Here is a 17946-nt window from a genome sequence, read left to right as displayed (position 1 = left end):
TGTTGTTACTGATAGCATCAATAAAGTATAGCGTTTTCCGGAGTGCAAGAGGTCCAGTAACTGCATTGATACTAGTTATCTGCCTAGGGAATGCAATTGAAATACAAACGAATCGATTATTCCAATCAGGGCAGAATACTACCATAAATGCGTCGGTTGTTAGCCTTTTTAGTGAAAATAGCCACGGTTTTGAAAGCGTAATAGTAGTCAGATCAATTGGCGGCGAAAAATTAATCTTTCCTCAATTGATAAAATTGCGGTTGTTTACGCCTTTCAAGTTGACGCTCGGAGATGAAGTTTGTTTGTCGGCTTCAATAAAGCCCGTTTGGGGCAAGCTCAACGAGGCGGGCTTTGATCTGGAAAAGTATCTGTTCAGTGAGGGGGTTGTGGCTAATGTCACTTACCGAGCAGGTACTGGATATCGGATTCACTCTAGCACCAACTTGCGCTCTCAGTGGTTTGAGAGCAGCCTACAAAGGCTAAATAGGCTGGCCAACACCGATCTTATTGTGGCACTGAGCTTTGGTTATCGAGAGCTCATTCATCCTCAGAGGTGGGATTTGCTTAAAAGTAGCGGGCTAATCCACTTGATGGCTATTTCAGGGCTCCATATTGGAATTGCTTTTGGCATCGGTTATCAATTGGGGAAGGTAGTTCGATTAGTGTCACCTTCATTGATTTGGTTACCCACTCTGTTTGGTCTTGGTTTGGCCTATTTCTACAGTTGGTTTGCAGGATTTACTTTGCCGACACTCAGAGCTTTGGTGATGTGTGTTCTCGCGAGTTACTTTTTGTGGCGTGGGCAAAGTATCAGCTTGATTCGCTACGTGGCATTGAGCTTATGTGTGGTTTTGTTGATTTGGCCATTTTCAGCATTATCGAGTAGCTTTTGGTTATCCTTTGGTGCGTTGGGCGCGGTGCTCCATATTGCTTTGAACAACAACCCATCTTCTTCAAGCTCCACCCTTATTGGCCGAGTGTTTAAGCTCATAAAGATACAGTTCATGTTGACGTTATTAATTGCTCCTTTTTCGATGTTGTTTTTCCAAGGGGTGAGTCTGGTCTCTGTTTTCTACAACTTACTTCTGTTGCCTTGGGTATCTATGGTGACAATTCCATTGCTGTTTCTGGCGATGATTTTGAGCTTGTTCACCGAGTTTTTGTTTGGAGCGAGCACTTTAACTTATGGCATCGCCTCTAAGTTGTGGAAGCTGGTTGATTTGTCGCTTGAACCCCTGGTTTTTAGTCTCCCTTTCTCTGAACAGTTTTGGATTCAGGTGGATAACCACACGAGTGAGCTAATTGTATTCCTGATCGTGTTTTTCGGTTTTGTCAGCCGATATATCCAATCGAAATTATCCATATTAACCGTCTCGGTATTTGTATTGTGGTGGGAACTTGGCGAATCTAAACAAGATAGTTTCACCATCGATGTCTTGGATGTTGGACACGGACTGTCTTTGGTTTTAGAAAAGAACAATCAAGTTGTGGTTTATGACCTTGGTAATGCATGGCCGGGAGGGTCGATTGTCGAATCTTTGCTGATCCCTACATTGAACAGTAGAGGCATAAGAGGTATCGAAGGTGTGATAATCAGCCACTTTGATTCTGACCATGCCGGTGGCTTTCCGGCATTACTTGAGAGTTACGATCCTAAGTGGGTAAGAACCAGTCAGAACATTAACCTACAAACCCAATCTACCACTCAAGCTCAGTCTAATATTCAAGCATGTACTATTGGAGAGGCTTGGGACTGGCAGGGTATTGAGTTTGAGGTGCTGTGGCCTCCTCAACGAGTGAAGAGGGCATATAACCCACATTCGTGTGTTGTCAGACTATATGAACCAGACTCAGAGTTTTCGATGCTGTTAACGGGTGATATTGAACTGGTAAGTGAGTGGTTACTTGCTCGTCAAGGTGAACGACTCAGGAGTGATGTTATGTTGGTTCCGCATCATGGTAGTGGTTCGTCATCTATCAAGCCGTTTATTGAGGCTGTGTCACCTCAGTTGGCGATAGCTTCTCTAGCTAAAGGGAATCAATGGGGAATGCCGAGCGAATCTGTGATTGCACGCTATCAAGAAGTGGGGAGCACATGGCTTGATACAGGAGAAAGCGGACAAATAACCATCACTCTCACTCAAGAAGGTTGGCAATATCATACGATTAGAGAGGAACAAGGCAGGCAGTGGTATAGGCAGATGCTCCGTAAGGGAGTAGAATAGATAGATTATTGTGAGAAAATTAAGCGATTCTATGTCAACACAAACAGATGAAACTACCTGGGTCACGTTTAAAAGACTTTGGACTTATATTCGATTATATAAGGCTGGCCTTGGTGTTGCGGTTATTGCGCTTATTATAAATGCCGTCTCTGATACCTATATGATTTCCTTACTAAAGCCGTTACTTGATGAAGGCTTTGGTAATGCTGAATCTGACTTTTTACGCACGCTTCCAATCATTATCTTTGCCATGATGTTCATTCGTGGTGTCAGTGGTTTTGTCTCAACCTATTGCTTGAGCTGGGTTTCTGGCAATGTGGTTATGGAGATTCGTCGCAAAATTTTCAGTCATTTCATGCATATGCCTGTGTCTTTCTTCGATAAAGAACAGACAGGTGCGTTGCTATCTCGAATTACTTACGATTCAGAGCAAGTGTCTGCCGCGACGAGTAAAGCGCTAGTCAGCATTGTACGTGAGGGTGCAAGCATCATTGGTTTATTGACCTTGATGTTCTGGAACAGTTGGCAGTTGTCTTTGGTTCTATTCGCGGTTGCTCCTCTTGTTGCGTGGGCGATCAGCATCGTATCGAAGCGATTCAGAAAGATTTCTAAAAACATGCAAACCAGCATGGGTCACGTTGCTTCTTCTGCTGAACAAATGTTGAAAGGCCACAAGGTTGTTCTTACTTACGGTGGTCAGGATCTAGAAAAACACCGCTTTGACAAAGTAAGTAACCAGATGCGCCAACAAAGCATGAAGTTAATCACCGCTCAAGCCGCTGCGAACCCGATCATTCAAATGATCGCATCAGTTGCGATTGTGGTGGTTCTTTTCTTGGCGAGTGTCGACTCTATTAAAGCAGAACTAACGCCGGGTACATTCACTGTTGTGTTCTCTGCAATGTTTGGTTTGTTACGTCCACTAAAAGCGCTAACTAACGTAACGTCTGAATTCCAACGCGGTATGGCAGCAAGTACCACGCTATTTGGCTTGATGGATCTAGATACTGAGCAAAACACAGGTACGTTGAAGCCTAAAACGGTGACTGGTGAGGTTGCTGTCAAAGATGTGACGTTTACTTATGATGGCGCAGAGAAACCAGCACTTGATAAGGTGAGCTTCAATATTCCGAAAGGTAAGACAGTTGCACTTGTCGGCCGTTCAGGTTCGGGTAAGAGTACCATTGCTAACCTGTTTACTCGTTTTTATGACGTCGATTCGGGCTCTATCGAATTGGATGGACACGACATTCGCGATTACGAATTGAGAAATCTACGTGAACACTTTGCTCTTGTTTCTCAAAATGTTCACCTTTTTAACGATACGGTCGCGAACAACATCGCGTATGCTGCAGAAGAGCAATATACTCGCGAACAGATTGAACACGCAGCCAAGCTTGCTCATGCGAGTGAGTTTATCGAAGGCATGGAAAATGGCATCGATACCGTTGTTGGTGAAAATGGCGCAAGCCTTTCTGGTGGTCAAAGACAGCGTATTGCAATTGCACGTGCTCTATTAAGAGATGCGCCTGTGCTGATTCTTGATGAGGCGACGTCTGCATTGGATACTGAATCAGAGAGAGCGATTCAGTCTGCATTGGAAGAACTGCAAAAAGATAAGACTGTGTTGGTAATTGCTCACCGTTTATCGACTATCGAGCAAGCCGATGAGATCTTAGTGGTTGATGATGGCCAAATTGTAGAAAGAGGCGCACACGCAGAACTTATTGAACATGATGGTGCTTACGCGCAGCTGCATCGAATTCAGTTCAGCGGATAAGATTAGGTCTTTGTTGTGATCGAAAAGATTTGGTTTAACAATCATCCGTTGAAATATCTACTTTGGCCACTTCTGTGGCCACTGAGTCAGCTGTTCAAAATGATCAGTGGGCAACGTCGAGATGCGTACCTTTCTGGTAAAAAAGACACCTATAGACCACCTCTGCCAGTGATTGTTGTTGGAAACATAACCGCTGGTGGGAATGGTAAAACCCCTGTTGTGATTTGGCTGGTTGAGATGCTTCAAGCCAACGGTTTTAAACCTGGTGTGGTTTCTCGTGGTTACGGTGCGAAAGCGCCGAGTTACCCTCTAGTTTTGGACGAGAACACGCCCGCTGAACATTCGGGTGATGAACCCCGCTTGATTCGAAAGCGAACTGGTGCGCCAGTAGCGGTTGACCCGGTAAGAGCGAATGCAGTAAAGGCTTTATTGAATCAAGGCGTGGATGTCATTATTACTGATGACGGTCTGCAGCATTATGCACTTGAACGCGACATTGAGTTTTCAGTTATCGATGGTGCAAGACGTTTCGGTAATGAGAGCCTAATTCCACTTGGTCCATTACGAGAGCCAGTATCACGTTTAGATGATGTTGATTTCTTGATTAACAATGGCGGAAAGGCGCAAGGTCGAGAGTTCTCAATGTCTTTGCAACCAAGCCAAGCTGTGAACCTAAAAACGGGTCAGAAAGTATCGGTCGCTGAATTACCAAAGCTGGTGGCTTTTGCAGGAATCGGTCACCCGCCACGCTTTTTTAAAACATTAGATGATCTTGATGGTGATGTGGTTTTCACACAAAGCTTCGCTGATCATCAGGATTTTGATAAAGATGAACTTCATACCTTAGCAAAGAAAGGTATGAATATGATTATGACAGAAAAAGACGCTGTTAAATGCGGGGAATATGCTCAAGATAACTGGTGGTATCTTCCAGTTTCTGCGCAGTTCGACGAAGATTCGCAACAGCAAATTTTAAAAAGAATAAATGAGGTTATGGAATACTATGGATCACCGTCTGCTTGAGATCGTTGCTTGCCCTGTATGTAAAGGTAAACTAACTTATGACAAGGATAAGCAAGAGCTTGTTTGTAAAATCGATCGCCTAGCTTACCCAATCAAAGAGGGTATTCCTGTTCTTCTTGAACCTGAAGCTCGCACTCTTTCAATGGACGAGGGTAAGTAATGTCTTACACGGTTGTTATACCGGCAAGATACCAATCGAGCCGTTTGCCAGGTAAGCCTCTGGCTGACATTGGTGGCAAGCCGATGATTCAATGGGTATACGAACAGTCAATGAAGGCAGGTGCTGATAACGTTATTATCGCTACCGACGACGCTCGAGTTGAAAAAGCGGCGAAAGCATTCGGCGCGACTGTGTGTATGACATCACCGAACCATGAATCTGGTACTGAACGCTTAGCTGAAGTAATTGAGGTAATGAAGATTCCCGATGACCACATCATCGTGAATGTTCAAGGTGATGAACCGCTTATCCCACCTGCTATTATTAATCAGGTGGCGAATAACCTCGCAAATAGCACGGCACCAATGGCAACGTTAGGTGTAGAAATTACTCACGCTGATGAAGTGTTTAATCCTAACGCTGTAAAAGTTGTGACGGATAAAGACGGTTACGCATTGTATTTTAGCCGTGCGACGATTCCATGGGATCGCGATGCTTACGCGAACAACGGTACAGCTGCGGAATCTCCTTTGCTTCGTCATATTGGTATCTACGCTTACCGAGCGGGTTTCATCAATACGTATATCAATTGGGAACCGAGTACTTTGGAGCGCATTGAGTGCCTAGAGCAACTTCGCGTACTTTGGTACGGAGAGAAGATCCACGTAGACGTTGCGGTTGAAGCGCCTGCAGCGGGTGTCGATACGCCGGAAGACCTAGAAGCGGTTCGCGCCATCATTGGTTAAGCCTCTTTGAGCTAACACTTCTTTACGCTACGAATTGCAAAATCATGAGCCTTGCTTATCGCGAGGCTTTTTTATGCCTGTAGAAAATGTGTACGTGTCTTATTGACCTAAGCTGGTGGATATTGAGTCGGTCGCATTCGCCAATGCATCATCAACTCTGAATTATCTGAGATTTACCTCGCTCGACTTCCAATTTTTCTCTATAATATGCCGCCTATAAAGTAGTGGCGAATCGCTAGTACAGAATAAAACTTACGACAAAACGTGGAGTAAAAGATGCCTTCTCAAAGCCCAGTGATTACGGTTGATGGACCAAGTGGTGCAGGTAAAGGTACCCTGTGTATGTTGCTAGCAGATAAGCTAGGCTTTCATCTTCTAGACTCAGGTGCGATCTATCGCGTACTGGCGTTAGCGGCAATTCATCACGGTGTAGATACTGAATCAGAAGATGCTTTAGTACCTCTTGCAACTCACTTAGACGTACAGTTTATTGCTGAAGGCGACCTAGTTAAGGTTATCTTAGAAGGCGAAGACGTGTCTGGTGAGCTTCGTAAAGAAGAGACTGGCATGGCGGCTTCAAAAGTTGCTGCTTTACCTCGCGTTCGTGAAGCTCTGCTTCGTCGTCAACGTGCATTCAGTGCAGCGCCTGGCCTAGTGGCTGATGGCCGTGACATGGGAACGGTTGTGTTCCCTGAAGCTGAAGCGAAAATATTTTTAGATGCAAGTGCTGAAGAGCGTGCGAGTCGCCGCCTTAAACAGTTGCAACAGAAGGGGTTAGATGTTAAATTTGACGACCTTTTGAGCGAGATCCAAGAGCGGGACGACCGAGATCGTAATCGCCCTGTGGCGCCACTTCGCCCTGCAGAGGATGCTCTAGTGCTTGATTCCACCTCAATGAATATTGAGCAGGTAGTAGAAAAAGCACTACACTATATTGAATCGAAACTAGCTGGGTAATTCTACCCGGCTGGCAAGAACGTTGGTCGCAAGGATGATGACCGGCGAATTTATCAACCCCATGCGGTAGGATACCCATGGACGTTTAATTATTGAAGATTAAATAATGACTGAATCTTTTGCTCAACTCTTTGAAGAGTTTCTAAACGAAACAGAATTCCAACAAGGCAGCATCGTTAAAGGTACTGTAGTAGCTATCGAGAACGGTTTCGTTCTTGTAGACGCTGGTCTTAAGTCTGAATCTGCTATCCCTGCTGAACAATTCAAGAACGCTGCTGGCGAACTTGAAGTTGAAGTTGGTGCTGAAGTAGACGTAGCTCTAGACGCTGTTGAAGATGGTTTTGGTGAGACTCAACTTTCTCGTGAGAAAGCTAAGCGCCACGAAGCTTGGATCGTACTTGAGAAAGCTTGCGAAGAAGCTGAAACTGTTGTTGGTATCATCAACGGTAAAGTTAAAGGCGGTTTCACTGTTGAACTTAACGGTATCCGTGCTTTCCTTCCAGGTTCTCTAGTAGACGTACGTCCTATCCGTGACACTGCTCACCTAGAAAACAAAGAGCTAGAGTTCAAAGTAATCAAGCTAGACCAGAAGCGTAACAACGTTGTTGTTTCTCGTCGTGCTGTTATCGAATCTGAAAACAGTGTTGAGCGTGACGAACTTCTTGAAACTCTACAAGAAGGTACTGAAGTTAAAGGTATCGTTAAGAACCTTACTGACTACGGTGCATTCGTTGACCTTGGCGGTGTTGACGGTCTTCTACATATCACAGATATGGCTTGGAAGCGCGTTAAGCACCCATCAGAGATCGTTAACGTTGGTGACGAAATCCTAGTTAAAGTTCTTAAGTTCGATCGTGAGCGCACTCGTGTTTCACTAGGCCTTAAGCAACTAGGCGAAGATCCATGGGTAGCAATCGCTAAGCGTTACCCAGAAGGTCACAAGCTTTCTGGTCGTGTTACTAACCTAACTGACTACGGCTGCTTCGTTGAAATCGAAGAAGGCGTTGAAGGTCTAGTACACGTTTCTGAAATGGATTGGACTAACAAGAACATCCACCCTTCTAAAGTTGTTAATGTTGGCGACGAAGTTGAGGTTATGGTTCTTGATATCGACGAAGAACGTCGTCGTATCTCTCTAGGTCTGAAACAGTGTAAAGCTAACCCATGGCAGTCATTTGCAGAAATGCAAGCTAAGGGCGACAAAGTTACTGGTAAGATCAAGTCTATCACTGACTTTGGTATCTTCATCGGTCTAGAAGGCGGTATCGACGGTCTTGTACACCTATCTGACATTTCTTGGAATGTTGCTGGCGAAGACGCTGTACGTGAGTACAAGAAAGGCGACGAAATCTCAGCAGTTGTTCTAGCAGTAGATGCAGAGCGTGAGCGTATTTCTCTTGGCGTTAAGCAAATGGAAAACGACCCGTTCAACGCATACGTTGCTGACAACAAGAAAGGTGTTCTTGTAAACGGTACTGTTACTGCAGTTGACGCGAAAGGCGCTACTATCGAGCTAATCGAAGGCGTTGAAGGTTACATCCGCGCTTCTGAAGTTTCTCGCGACCGTATCGAAGATGCATCTCTAATCCTAAGCGTTGGCGACAGCGTTGAAGCGAAGTTCACTGGTGTAGACCGTAAGAACCGCGTAATCAACCTATCTATCAAAGCTAAAGATGAAGCTGATGAGCAAGAAGCAATGGCTTCACTGAACAAGTCTGAAGAAGGCGCGTTCGGTAACGCAATGGCAGACGCATTCAAAGCTGCTAAAGGCGAATAATAGCTTCTCATTAAGAGAATTATAGCTATCTAGCCAAGAAAGGAGCCGTAAGGCTCCTTTTTTTTTGCTTATTTTTCCGATAGGTCTATAATTTCTAAAAAGAAAACCAACGAGGGTAACTATGACTAAGTCTGAATTGATTGAAAGACTGTGCGCTGAGCAAACGCATCTTTCTGCAAAAGAAATTGAAGACGCTGTAAAAGACATTTTAGAGCATATGGCTTCAACACTAGAAAGTGGTGATCGAATCGAAATTCGCGGTTTTGGCAGCTTTTCTCTGCATTATCGTGAGCCTCGTGTTGGACGTAACCCAAAGACTGGTGACAAAGTAGAGTTAGAAGGTAAATACGTTCCTCACTTCAAACCAGGTAAAGAGCTGCGTGAACGAGTAAACTCAGGAATGTAGCCTACTTATCGGAATTAAGAAAAGCGGCATACTATAATGTATGCCGCTTTTTTATGACCATAATATGGTGGTCTGATTAGTAATTTTCCTGCATAATCGTACAGCTAACCAACCAATGAGTGATGAACTATGAAAATTATAAAAATAGTCGCCGTTATCGCACTTTTCCTAATTGCACTGGCTTTAGGCTCTCAAAACCAAACAACTGTGAATTTCAACTATCTGCTTGCACAAGGTGACTTCCACTTATCAAGTTTATTAGGTGTTGTATTCGTTTCTGGCTTTGGCCTTGCTTGGTTGGTCTTTGGTAACATGCACATGCGGTCTCAGCTAAAAATTCATCGCTTGAAGAAGCAACTCAATAAGCAATCAAAGCAGGTCGCTGCTGATACTAAAGCTTAAAGGCTATATTTGATGTTAGAGTTACTGTTCTTACTTTTGCCTATCGCAGCCGCTTATGGTTGGTATATGGGTAATCGTAACGCTCAGCAAGAAAAACAAAAACAATCACACCAGATCTCCCGTCAATATGTGACGGGTTTGAACCTATTACTGTCAGACCAATCTGACAAAGCGGTTGATCACTTCATAGAGCTACTTCAAGTAGACAATGAAACCATCGATACTCACTTGGCTTTGGGCAACTTGTTCCGTTCAAGAGGCGAAGTCGACCGCGCTATTCGCATTCACCAAAACCTTATCTCTCGTTCGGGATTAACGCTCGATCAGAAAAACCTCGCACTGCAACAATTAGCTAAAGACTATATGGTCTCTGGCTTTCTTGATCGCGCCGAAAAAATCTTTGAACAGCTTGTAGAAGAACCCGACCATAAAGAGGGTGCTCTGCAACAGTTGGTTGCTATTTATCAGCAAACACGTGAGTGGAACAAAGCGATTCATTACGGAAATATCTTAGTTAAACTCGGTAAGAAGAAAATGAAGATGCGTGCCATAGTCGCGCATTTCTGGTGTGAGCTTGCGATGCAAGAACAAGCCGACGGTAACCGCTCTAAGGCGCTTCAACACTTTAAGAAGGCTCTGTCTGAGGACCCTAAATGTGTTCGTGCTAGCATTGCTTTAGGTAAGTTCCATTTAGCAAACGAAGATTACCAAAAGACCATCGATTGTCTTGAATCGGTACTCGAGCAAGATATCGACTTCATTAGTGAAGTGTTGCCAACACTTGCAGAGTGTTACCACAAGCTTGGACAAGAAGCTCAACTGGTCGAATTCCTTAAAGCGTGTATTCAGAAGAAAGCCGGCGTATCTGCGGAACTGATGCTTGCTCAATTGGTTGCTCACCATGAAGATGTTGGCTCTGCTCAAGAACTACTGACCAAGCAACTTGTTAAAAACCCAACCATGAAAGGCTTCTATCGATTAATCGATTATCACCTCGCAGAAGCAGAAGAAGGTCGAGCTAAAGATAGCTTAACCACGCTTCAATCCATGGTTGGTGAGCAGCTTAAAGTTAAGCCTCATTACCGTTGCCGCCAGTGTGGTTTCTCAACGCACTCAATGTATTGGCACTGCCCTTCATGTAAAGGGTGGGGGACGATCAAGCCTATTCGTGGGCTTGATGGTGAATAGATTTGTGGTCATTTTAAGACCAAATTTTTAATTGCAGCTTTCGGGCTGCATTTTTATGACTGTTGTTTATCACCCGCTATGTGTAGGTGAGTAAATATTTTGTAGAAAGTTAACTGCGTTAGGAGATGAAATGAACGACCAAAAAATCATTGTAGCCTTGGATTATGACAACCAAGCGGATGCGTTAGCCTTTGTTGATCGTATTGACCCAGCATCTTGCCGCTTAAAAGTCGGCAAAGAGATGTTTACCTTGTTTGGCCCTGAGTTTGTTCGTGAATTACATAAGCGTGGTTTCTCAGTATTCTTAGACCTTAAATTCCACGACATTCCTAACACATGTTCAAAAGCAGTGCGTGCTGCCGCGGAACTTGGCGTATGGATGGTGAACGTACACGCAAGTGGCGGTGAGCGCATGATGACGGCTTCTCGCGAAATCTTAGAACCGTATGGTAAAGATCGTCCGCTGCTTATTGGTGTGACAGTACTAACCAGTATGGAACAGTCTGATCTAGCGGGTATCGGTTTAGACCTAGAGCCACAACAGCAAGTAATGCGCTTGGCTTCTCTTACTAAAAACTCTGGTCTAGACGGTGTGGTATGTTCAGCACAAGAGGCTTCATTGTTGAAAGGTGCACTTGGTCAGGAGTTCAAACTAGTGACTCCAGGTATTCGCCCTGTAGGTGCAGCTGTTGGTGACCAGAAGCGTATCATGACGCCTTCTAAAGCGATTGAATCAGGTTCTGACTACCTAGTTATCGGTCGTCCAATTACTCAAGCTATAGACCCTGCAGCGGTTCTTGCTGAGATTAACGGTACTCTAGCTTAAGTTTCTCTTATAGCTAGCGATACAAATAAAGAAGGCCAGCAAATTGCTGGCCTTCTTGTTTGTTTGCGATAAACAGAGTTTGTTCGGGCTAGATTGACTTAACTTAAACCGGCGCACCACTATGGAATTTAAAGTCACTGTCTTCTGAAGTAATAAGGTCAGCTTCTACTTGAGCAAAGTGTGCGATACGTTCAGAGATATCTTTCCCTGCGATCTGCTCTGCTAGCTCAAGGTAATCTTGATAATGACGCGCTTCTGAGCGAAGTAGAGACACGTAAAACTTCTCCATGTCTTCTTCTAAGAAAGGAGCCAATTTAGCGAAGCGTTCACAAGAACGAGCCTCAATAAACGCACCGATGATCAGCTTATCAACCAGAGCATCTGGTTCGTAAGTTTTCACTTGCTTGATCAATCCTTTCGCGTAACGACCCGCTTCAATCGGTTGGTAAGTCACGCCTTTCTTTTCCATCAATTCCATCACTTGATAGAAATGGTGCAATTCTTCTTTAATCAGTAGAACCATTTTGTCGATAAGGTCAGTACCGTAATTACAGCCTTCTTTCGCTGTGATTTGCTTTGATACGTTGCTCTTACCACGAAGTGACTCTAGATCTCCGATACGGCGGTAAGCAAACTGTTCGTATGGCAAGATCCACTCATTCAGTTGCTTGGCACTGTCTTTATCAACCGCGTACTTACGGATAAGGAACAGAGCGCTTTGAGCCGCTTTTAGCTCACAAAGCATGTGATCACGAAGAATGATGTGAAGGTTTTCTGGCTTTTTGGCTTCATCGATCCATGAATCTGGCGTTTCGGCTTTAAGAAAGGAGTGAATTGGAGCTAATAGTTCTTGATACATGGTCGGGGCAAGTTTGTTGATAATGCGGGATTTTATCACAGCTCACTAGATCTCCCTATACGGAGAAAGGAAATTAACTAGGTACAAAAAAGGCCGCCTATTTAAGTAAATAAGGCGGCCTTTTCTTGTTTGGGTTAGACGATTACCATTTCTTTTTCTGACCGAATAGGGCATCCATATCGTCGTCACGCTCTTTAGATTCCATCTGTTGCAAATCTTGCGCGTTTTTATCTTGGCGCTTCTGATCAAGATCGTTAAGCATCTGCTGAAGCTTCTCTTTTGCTTGATTAGAGTATGAGTCGTTTTTGGTTGCTAACGCATCAATGCCTTTACGCAGTAACTGAATTGCTGTACCTGGTTGGCCGCGTGAAATTGAGTCATTTGCACGTTTGATAACGTTCTCGATGTTAATACGAATTTGAATTGTCTCGAGACGAGCGTTCTCAACCACATAAGCTTGGGTTTCAAAACGACCTTTGTTGTGTTCATTACGAACCGTATCGCGAAGACGTTTGACAAGCTTAAGCATCATGATCGCTTGCTTATCACTGCTTGGCACGCGGAAAGCTGTACTTTCGCCACCTTGGTAGTTCTCTTTAAGCTGAGTGATTTGCTGCTTTACGCTTTCGATACGTTGAGCGAGTTGCTTATTTTTAGGGTCGAGTTGATACATGTTTTCTAATGCATCAAGAATTCGATTATTTAAGCATACAAGAAGATCTTGGCTAAACGGCATGTGGTGAGCATTACCAATCAGCTCTTCAGTTCCGTCAATAATGGTTAGATAACGAGAAGCTTCCTGTTTCTTCGCTGTTTCTACCTTAACTTTGTATTGAAGCATGATGTTGTAGCCTAAAACCAACACCAAAAGAACGGCTACTAAGGCGATTATTAAACCAATATTCATATATTTGTGTCTGCTTGTTGTTTTCTATAGCTAACTGGAGAGGATACACGATTCCATTATGTATCGGCACTCGTAAATTGCAATTTCTGATTATCTCTTGTTGAGCGCAATCGGCAATCAAAATTTACCAACTAATGTATGAGAATGAGGAGTGGGTTGCAAAGCGTTAGTGATGTTTTTGTTTGTTAAGCTATAAAAGCTCAATTTTTCTGTCATTTTTGTGCTTGAAGCGTTATAACTATTAATTATATTACACGAGACTATAACGCTCTCTTTGCAAATAAGTTAGCACAGAAATGAGTAAAGGATTACGAGGTTAGATATGAAGTTACAGCAACTGAAGTACATTGTTGAGGTTGTAAACCATAACCTAAATGTTTCTGCGACCGCAGAGAGTTTATACACATCTCAGCCTGGCATCAGTAAACAGGTTAGATTGCTTGAGGATGAGCTAGGTATTCAGATCTTTGAACGAAGCGGCAAGCACTTAACGCAGGTGACTCAAGCTGGTGAGGATATCATTCGTATCTCTCAAGAGATTTTAGCTCGTGTTGAAAGTATTAAAGCGGTAGCAGGTGAGCATACTCATCCAGAGATGGGTACATTGAACATTTCAACGACTCATACCCAAGCACGTTACGCACTTCCTGATGTGATTAAAGGTTTCACAGCACGTTACCCTAAAGTTTCGCTTCATATGCACCAAGGTACACCGAGCCAAATGTCTGAGGCCGTTGCGAAAGGGACTGCAAACTTTGCGATTGCGACTGAAGCACTTCACCTTTATCAAGACGCGATCATGCTTCCTTGTTACCACTGGAATCGCTCAATCGTAGTAACCAAAGATCACCCTCTTGCTCAAAAGCAAAACATTACCATTGAAGATCTAGCCGCTTATTCTCTAGTGACCTATGTATTTGGTTTTACTGGCCGTTCTGAGCTTGATACCGCGTTCAACAAAGTTGGTTTAACACCGCGCGTTGTGTTTACCGCGACAGATGCGGACGTAATCAAAACTTATGTTCGTATGGGCATTGGTGTTGGTGTTATCGCGAGTATGGCGATTGACCATGAACAAGATACTGATTTGGTTGCCATTGATGCAAGCCACCTATTTGGTGCGAGCACGACAAGCATCGGCTTTAGAAAGGGCACCTTCCTACGTTCTTACATGTTTGATTTCATGGAGCGTTTTGCACCGCACTTAACTCGTCCTGTTGTTGAGCAGGCTATTTCTTTGAAATCGAATGAAGAGATTGAAGAGATGTTTAAAGATATCGAGCTACCTGTTCGTTAATCTCATCGTGCAAATCTAGATTCTTATTCGGCCTGTATCAACAGGCCGTTTTTCTTTCTGATTTCGAACCCTCTTTACTGCTCTCTTTTATATCGTTCCTTTCCATTTCCGTTTGTTACCCCTACAATCCTCGCACCATAGGGGGAAGCATGCACTCACGATTTAAAATACTCGACTCATTCTTGTTAGAGCACCAAGTTTATTGGCGTTCAGAGCCTTTCCACCTATGCCAAACTCAGCAGCAACCTTGGGCTGACGAGAATCGCCCGCTTGTCGATTGGTTGGATAGATTGAGTATTGAGAATATTCAGATTCTAAAAGAGCAGCCTCAAGTGTTGGTAGAAGAGCTTATTCGTTTTCTTCCCGAGTTAGAGGAGGCGAATCAAAGCATTCAGTTCACTACCACCGCTCTTAAAGGGTTAACACTTCCACGAGGTACCGAAGAGGGTATTCCGGGAAGAAAGCTACAACAGATTGTTTCGATGGGCGAGGCTTCGCTTGAACATCATCATGGCAAAGAGTGGTTGGAGTGGTGTTCTGGAAAGGGTTTTCTCGGCCGAATTTTATCTCAACAATCGAAGCAAAAAGTGACCAGCTTCGAATGGCAACAGTCGCTGTGCGAAAGCGGCCAAAAGATTGCAGATGCACAGCGTCTAGAAATGACGTTTGTTCAAGGTGATGCGTTTTCCGAAGGTGCAGATGAGGTATTTAATTCAAACCAACACGCTGTGGCACTGCACGCCTGTGGCGATCTTCATGTTGAGTTAGTTAAAAAATCTGTGTCACATGGGTTGCCAGCAGTCACCATCTCTCCTTGTTGTTATCACCTTATTCGTGAAGAAAACTATCAACCGATGTCTTCGGCTGCGAAAAGTTCGGCTTTAACATTGAGCAAGAGTGATTTACGAATCCCACTTCAAGAAACGGTTACTGGTGGTGAAAGAGTAAAGCGACATCGTCAGTTAGAGATGAGCTATCGTTTGGGTTTTAGCCAACTACTTAAGTCTGAACTAAACATCGATGAATACATCCCAGTACCGAGCATCAAAAAATCAGAATTATCTGAAGGGTTTGAATCGTTTTGTCAGTGGGCATCTGAAGTGAAAGAGTTACCACTTGGTTCGGATATCGATTTTGAATTCTATTTTGCTCAAGGCGAGAAACTTTTCTGGGAAATGGAGAAGCTGAGCTTAGTTCAGCAAGTTTTCAGACGGCCATTAGAGATATGGCTAGCTTTGGATCGTGCTCTTTACTTGCAAGAACAAGGCTATGAGGCAAGTATTGAAGAGTTTTGTGAGCGCAGTGTCACGCCTCGAAATCTGTTGATTCATGGTGTAAAGAGCGACCGATAAATCTCACGAGTTCAAGAAAGAGCGTCGATCATCGCTGTTGAAAAATAGTGCTATAGATACAAAAAAAGCCAGTTCAACAAATGTCGGACTGGCTTTTTTAATGTGTGTTGTAACTAAACGCTTCAACGAGAAAATTTTACGCTCAGTTAGTCACTACATCATTAGTTAAACATTGCGATAGCTTCTGCTGGGTCTACGTATTCTAGGTCAAAGCTCTCTGCAACTTCTTTACAAGTCACTTTACCGTGGATTACGTTTAGACCTTCTAGGAAGCCTTTATCAGATAGAAGTGCTTCGCGGTAGCCTTTGTTCGCTAGCTTAACAATGTAAGGAAGTGTTGCATTGTTTAGTGCGTAAGTTGAAGTACGAGCAACGGCACCTGGCATGTTAGCAACACAGTAGTGAACTACATCGTCAACGATGTAAGTTGGGTCTGCGTGCGTTGTAGCGTGTGAAGTTTCGAAACAACCACCTTGGTCAATTGCAACGTCAACAACCGCTGAACCTGGTTTCATCTTAGCGATGTGATCTTTTGTAACAAGTTTAGGAGCAGCTGCGCCTGGGATTAGTACTGCACCAATCACTAGGTCTGCTTCTAGAACATGCTTCTCGATAGCGTCTTCAGTAGAATAAACCACTTTTGCGCGACCTTGGAATTCTTCATCAAGGCGACGAAGTGTATCTACGTTACGGTCAAGAATTGTAACATCTGCGCGAAGGCCAACAGCCATACGTGCTGCGTTAGCACCTACAACACCGCCGCCAACAACAACAACTTTTGCTGGTTCAACGCCAGGAACGCCACCAAGAAGAAGACCACAACCACCGTTAGATTTCTCTAATGTTTGTGCACCTGCTTGAATAGACATGCGACCAGCGACTTCAGACATTGGTGCTAATAGTGGCAAGCGACCCATATTATCTGTTACAGTCTCATAGGCTACGCAGACAGCTTTGCTCTTGATCAGCTCTTCAGTTTGTGGAAAATCTGGTGCAAGGTGTAAATAGGTAAATAATATTTGCCCTTCGCGAAGCATAGCTCGCTCGACAGCTTGAGGTTCTTTAACCTTTACAATCATCTCTGCTTTCGCGAAAACGTCAGCAGCAGTAGGAAGAATGGATGCGCCTACAGCGATGTAATCATCGTCTGAAAAACCGATACCAGTACCGGCATTGGTTTCTACAAAAACTTGGTGGCCGTGTGAGATTAGTTCTCTCACGCTAGCTGGGGTCATACCAACGCGGTATTCGTGGTTTTTGATTTCCTTAGGTACGCCAATGATCATCCTGACTCCTCATTTTATTTTGGTTGTTTTATCTATGTGTAGGGTAATTCTGTCGAATTAATATCTAGTATAGATATGTTCAGATAAAATTTGATACTGAATATTAAAAAGTTGTAGTATATTTTTTTGCAAGGAAGTAATAAGGTGGAATAAAAAATGGCAGACAATTATAAGAAGCCGTCCAAGGAACTAGATCGTATTGACCGCAACATTCTTAATGAGTTGCAAAAAGACGGTCGTATCTCAAACGTTGAACTCTCAAAACGAGTAGGACTTTCTCCAACTCCATGTCTTGAGCGTGTTCGTCGTTTAGAACGTCAAGGTTACATTACTGGGTACACAGCGTTGCTGAACCCACAGTACCTTGATGCTTCACTTTTAGTGTTTGTTGAAATTACTTTGAACCGTGGTGCGCCAGATGTGTTCGAACAATTCAACACCGCTGTTCAGAAACTTGATGACATCCAAGAGTGTCATTTAGTGTCGGGTGATTTTGACTATCTTCTAAAAACGCGTGTATCGGATATGGGTGCTTACCGTAAGTTACTGGGTGATACGTTACTGCGTCTACCAGGCGTAAACGACACTCGTACCTACGTTGTAATGGAAGAAGTGAAACAAACTAATCAACTTGTGATTAAAACTCGTTAATCACAATTGGTGAAATGAAAGAAAGCGGACTTTTGTTCCGCTTTCTTGCTTTCTGGAATTGGGTTTTTCGGTTTGATATGGTTAAATCAACAGTAGTTTCATTG

General features: G+C 43.7%; 17 protein-coding genes. 14 read left to right on the top strand and 3 right to left on the bottom strand.

The annotated features are described in order from the left end of the window. Positions 1-101: 101 nt before the first annotated feature. The 11 genes from L1D37_RS04545 (at position 102) to pyrF (ending at position 11490) form a co-directional block, all read left to right on the top strand. Complete coding sequence (locus L1D37_RS04545) at positions 102-2225, top strand: DNA internalization-related competence protein ComEC/Rec2 (RefSeq protein ID WP_239847322.1); 2124 nt, start codon at positions 102-104, stop codon at positions 2223-2225. 31 nt (positions 2226-2256) lie between these two features. Then, positions 2257-4005 carry a lipid A ABC transporter ATP-binding protein/permease MsbA gene (msbA, locus tag L1D37_RS04540; RefSeq protein WP_239847016.1) on the top strand — a complete coding sequence of 583 codons (1749 nt, stop codon included), beginning with the start codon at positions 2257-2259 and terminating at the stop codon, positions 4003-4005. 15 nt (positions 4006-4020) lie between these two features. After that, complete coding sequence (gene lpxK / locus L1D37_RS04535; protein WP_239847015.1) at positions 4021-5028, top strand: tetraacyldisaccharide 4'-kinase; 1008 nt, start codon at positions 4021-4023, stop codon at positions 5026-5028. Beyond that, positions 5009-5188, top strand: a complete 180-nt coding sequence (locus L1D37_RS04530; RefSeq protein ID WP_176681649.1) for a Trm112 family protein — start codon at positions 5009-5011, stop codon at positions 5186-5188. Before lpxK ends, L1D37_RS04530 begins: the two co-directional genes overlap by 20 nt. Further along, positions 5188-5934 carry a 3-deoxy-manno-octulosonate cytidylyltransferase gene (gene kdsB / locus L1D37_RS04525; RefSeq protein WP_017086094.1) on the top strand — a complete coding sequence of 249 codons (747 nt, stop codon included), beginning with the start codon at positions 5188-5190 and terminating at the stop codon, positions 5932-5934. The genes L1D37_RS04530 and kdsB overlap by 1 nt, the downstream gene beginning before the upstream one ends. Before the next feature lie 276 nt (positions 5935-6210). Beyond that, positions 6211-6891, top strand: a complete 681-nt coding sequence (cmk, locus tag L1D37_RS04520; RefSeq protein ID WP_017060237.1) for a (d)CMP kinase — start codon at positions 6211-6213, stop codon at positions 6889-6891. 106 nt (positions 6892-6997) lie between these two features. Beyond that, complete coding sequence (gene rpsA / locus L1D37_RS04515; protein ID WP_061031784.1) at positions 6998-8668, top strand: 30S ribosomal protein S1; 1671 nt, start codon at positions 6998-7000, stop codon at positions 8666-8668. A 121-nt stretch (positions 8669-8789) separates the two neighbouring features. Continuing rightward, a complete protein-coding gene (ihfB, locus tag L1D37_RS04510) occupies positions 8790-9074 on the top strand; it encodes an integration host factor subunit beta (protein WP_017060238.1) in 285 nt (94 codons plus the stop codon). A 129-nt stretch (positions 9075-9203) separates the two neighbouring features. Then, positions 9204-9476 carry a lipopolysaccharide assembly protein LapA domain-containing protein gene (locus tag L1D37_RS04505; RefSeq protein WP_010439925.1) on the top strand — a complete coding sequence of 91 codons (273 nt, stop codon included), beginning with the start codon at positions 9204-9206 and terminating at the stop codon, positions 9474-9476. A gap of 12 nt (positions 9477-9488) precedes the next feature. Beyond that, positions 9489-10664 (top strand): lipopolysaccharide assembly protein LapB, encoded by a 1176-nt coding sequence (lapB, locus tag L1D37_RS04500; protein WP_239847013.1) that lies wholly within the window; start codon positions 9489-9491, stop codon positions 10662-10664. Between the two features lie 130 nt (positions 10665-10794). Beyond that, positions 10795-11490, top strand: coding sequence for an orotidine-5'-phosphate decarboxylase (gene pyrF, locus L1D37_RS04495; RefSeq protein WP_239847011.1), 696 nt, complete (start codon positions 10795-10797; stop codon positions 11488-11490). 103 nt (positions 11491-11593) lie between these two features. Here pyrF and miaE read toward each other — a convergent pair whose 3' ends face one another. Both miaE and L1D37_RS04485 read right to left on the bottom strand, forming a co-directional pair. Continuing rightward, positions 11594-12388, bottom strand: coding sequence for a tRNA isopentenyl-2-thiomethyl-A-37 hydroxylase MiaE (gene miaE / locus L1D37_RS04490; RefSeq protein WP_345779420.1), 795 nt, complete (start codon positions 12386-12388; stop codon positions 11594-11596). 103 nt (positions 12389-12491) lie between these two features. After that, entirely contained in the window at positions 12492-13256 is a 765-nt protein-coding gene (locus L1D37_RS04485; protein WP_017629879.1) for a hypothetical protein, read from the bottom strand. 322 nt (positions 13257-13578) lie between these two features. On the opposite strand from L1D37_RS04485, the gene cysB reads away from it, so the two are divergent. Together cysB and L1D37_RS04475 are read left to right on the top strand one after the other, a co-directional pair. Continuing rightward, positions 13579-14553: an HTH-type transcriptional regulator CysB gene (cysB, locus tag L1D37_RS04480; protein ID WP_004741986.1), complete on the top strand. Its 975-nt coding sequence runs from the start codon at positions 13579-13581 to the stop codon at positions 14551-14553. 149 nt (positions 14554-14702) lie between these two features. Next, the gene (locus L1D37_RS04475; protein WP_239847009.1) at positions 14703-15905 is read left to right on the top strand and encodes a methyltransferase; all 1203 of its coding nucleotides are present in this window, start codon (positions 14703-14705) and stop codon (positions 15903-15905) included. 161 nt (positions 15906-16066) lie between these two features. Here L1D37_RS04475 and ald read toward each other — a convergent pair whose 3' ends face one another. Continuing rightward, the gene (gene ald / locus L1D37_RS04470) at positions 16067-17191 is read right to left on the bottom strand and encodes an alanine dehydrogenase (protein ID WP_017630266.1); all 1125 of its coding nucleotides are present in this window, start codon (positions 17189-17191) and stop codon (positions 16067-16069) included. A gap of 156 nt (positions 17192-17347) precedes the next feature. Here ald and lrp point away from each other — a divergent pair, with 156 nt between their 5' ends. Next, positions 17348-17842 carry a leucine-responsive transcriptional regulator Lrp gene (lrp, locus tag L1D37_RS04465; protein ID WP_004734558.1) on the top strand — a complete coding sequence of 165 codons (495 nt, stop codon included), beginning with the start codon at positions 17348-17350 and terminating at the stop codon, positions 17840-17842. Positions 17843-17946 lie beyond the last annotated feature (104 nt).

It is taken from the genome of Vibrio sp. Isolate33, assembly GCF_022397895.1.
In the GTDB taxonomy this organism is placed as follows: domain Bacteria; phylum Pseudomonadota; class Gammaproteobacteria; order Enterobacterales; family Vibrionaceae; genus Vibrio; species Vibrio pomeroyi.
Note: the sequence above shows the minus strand (reverse complement) of the source record. Positions and strands in the feature narration are given on the sequence as shown.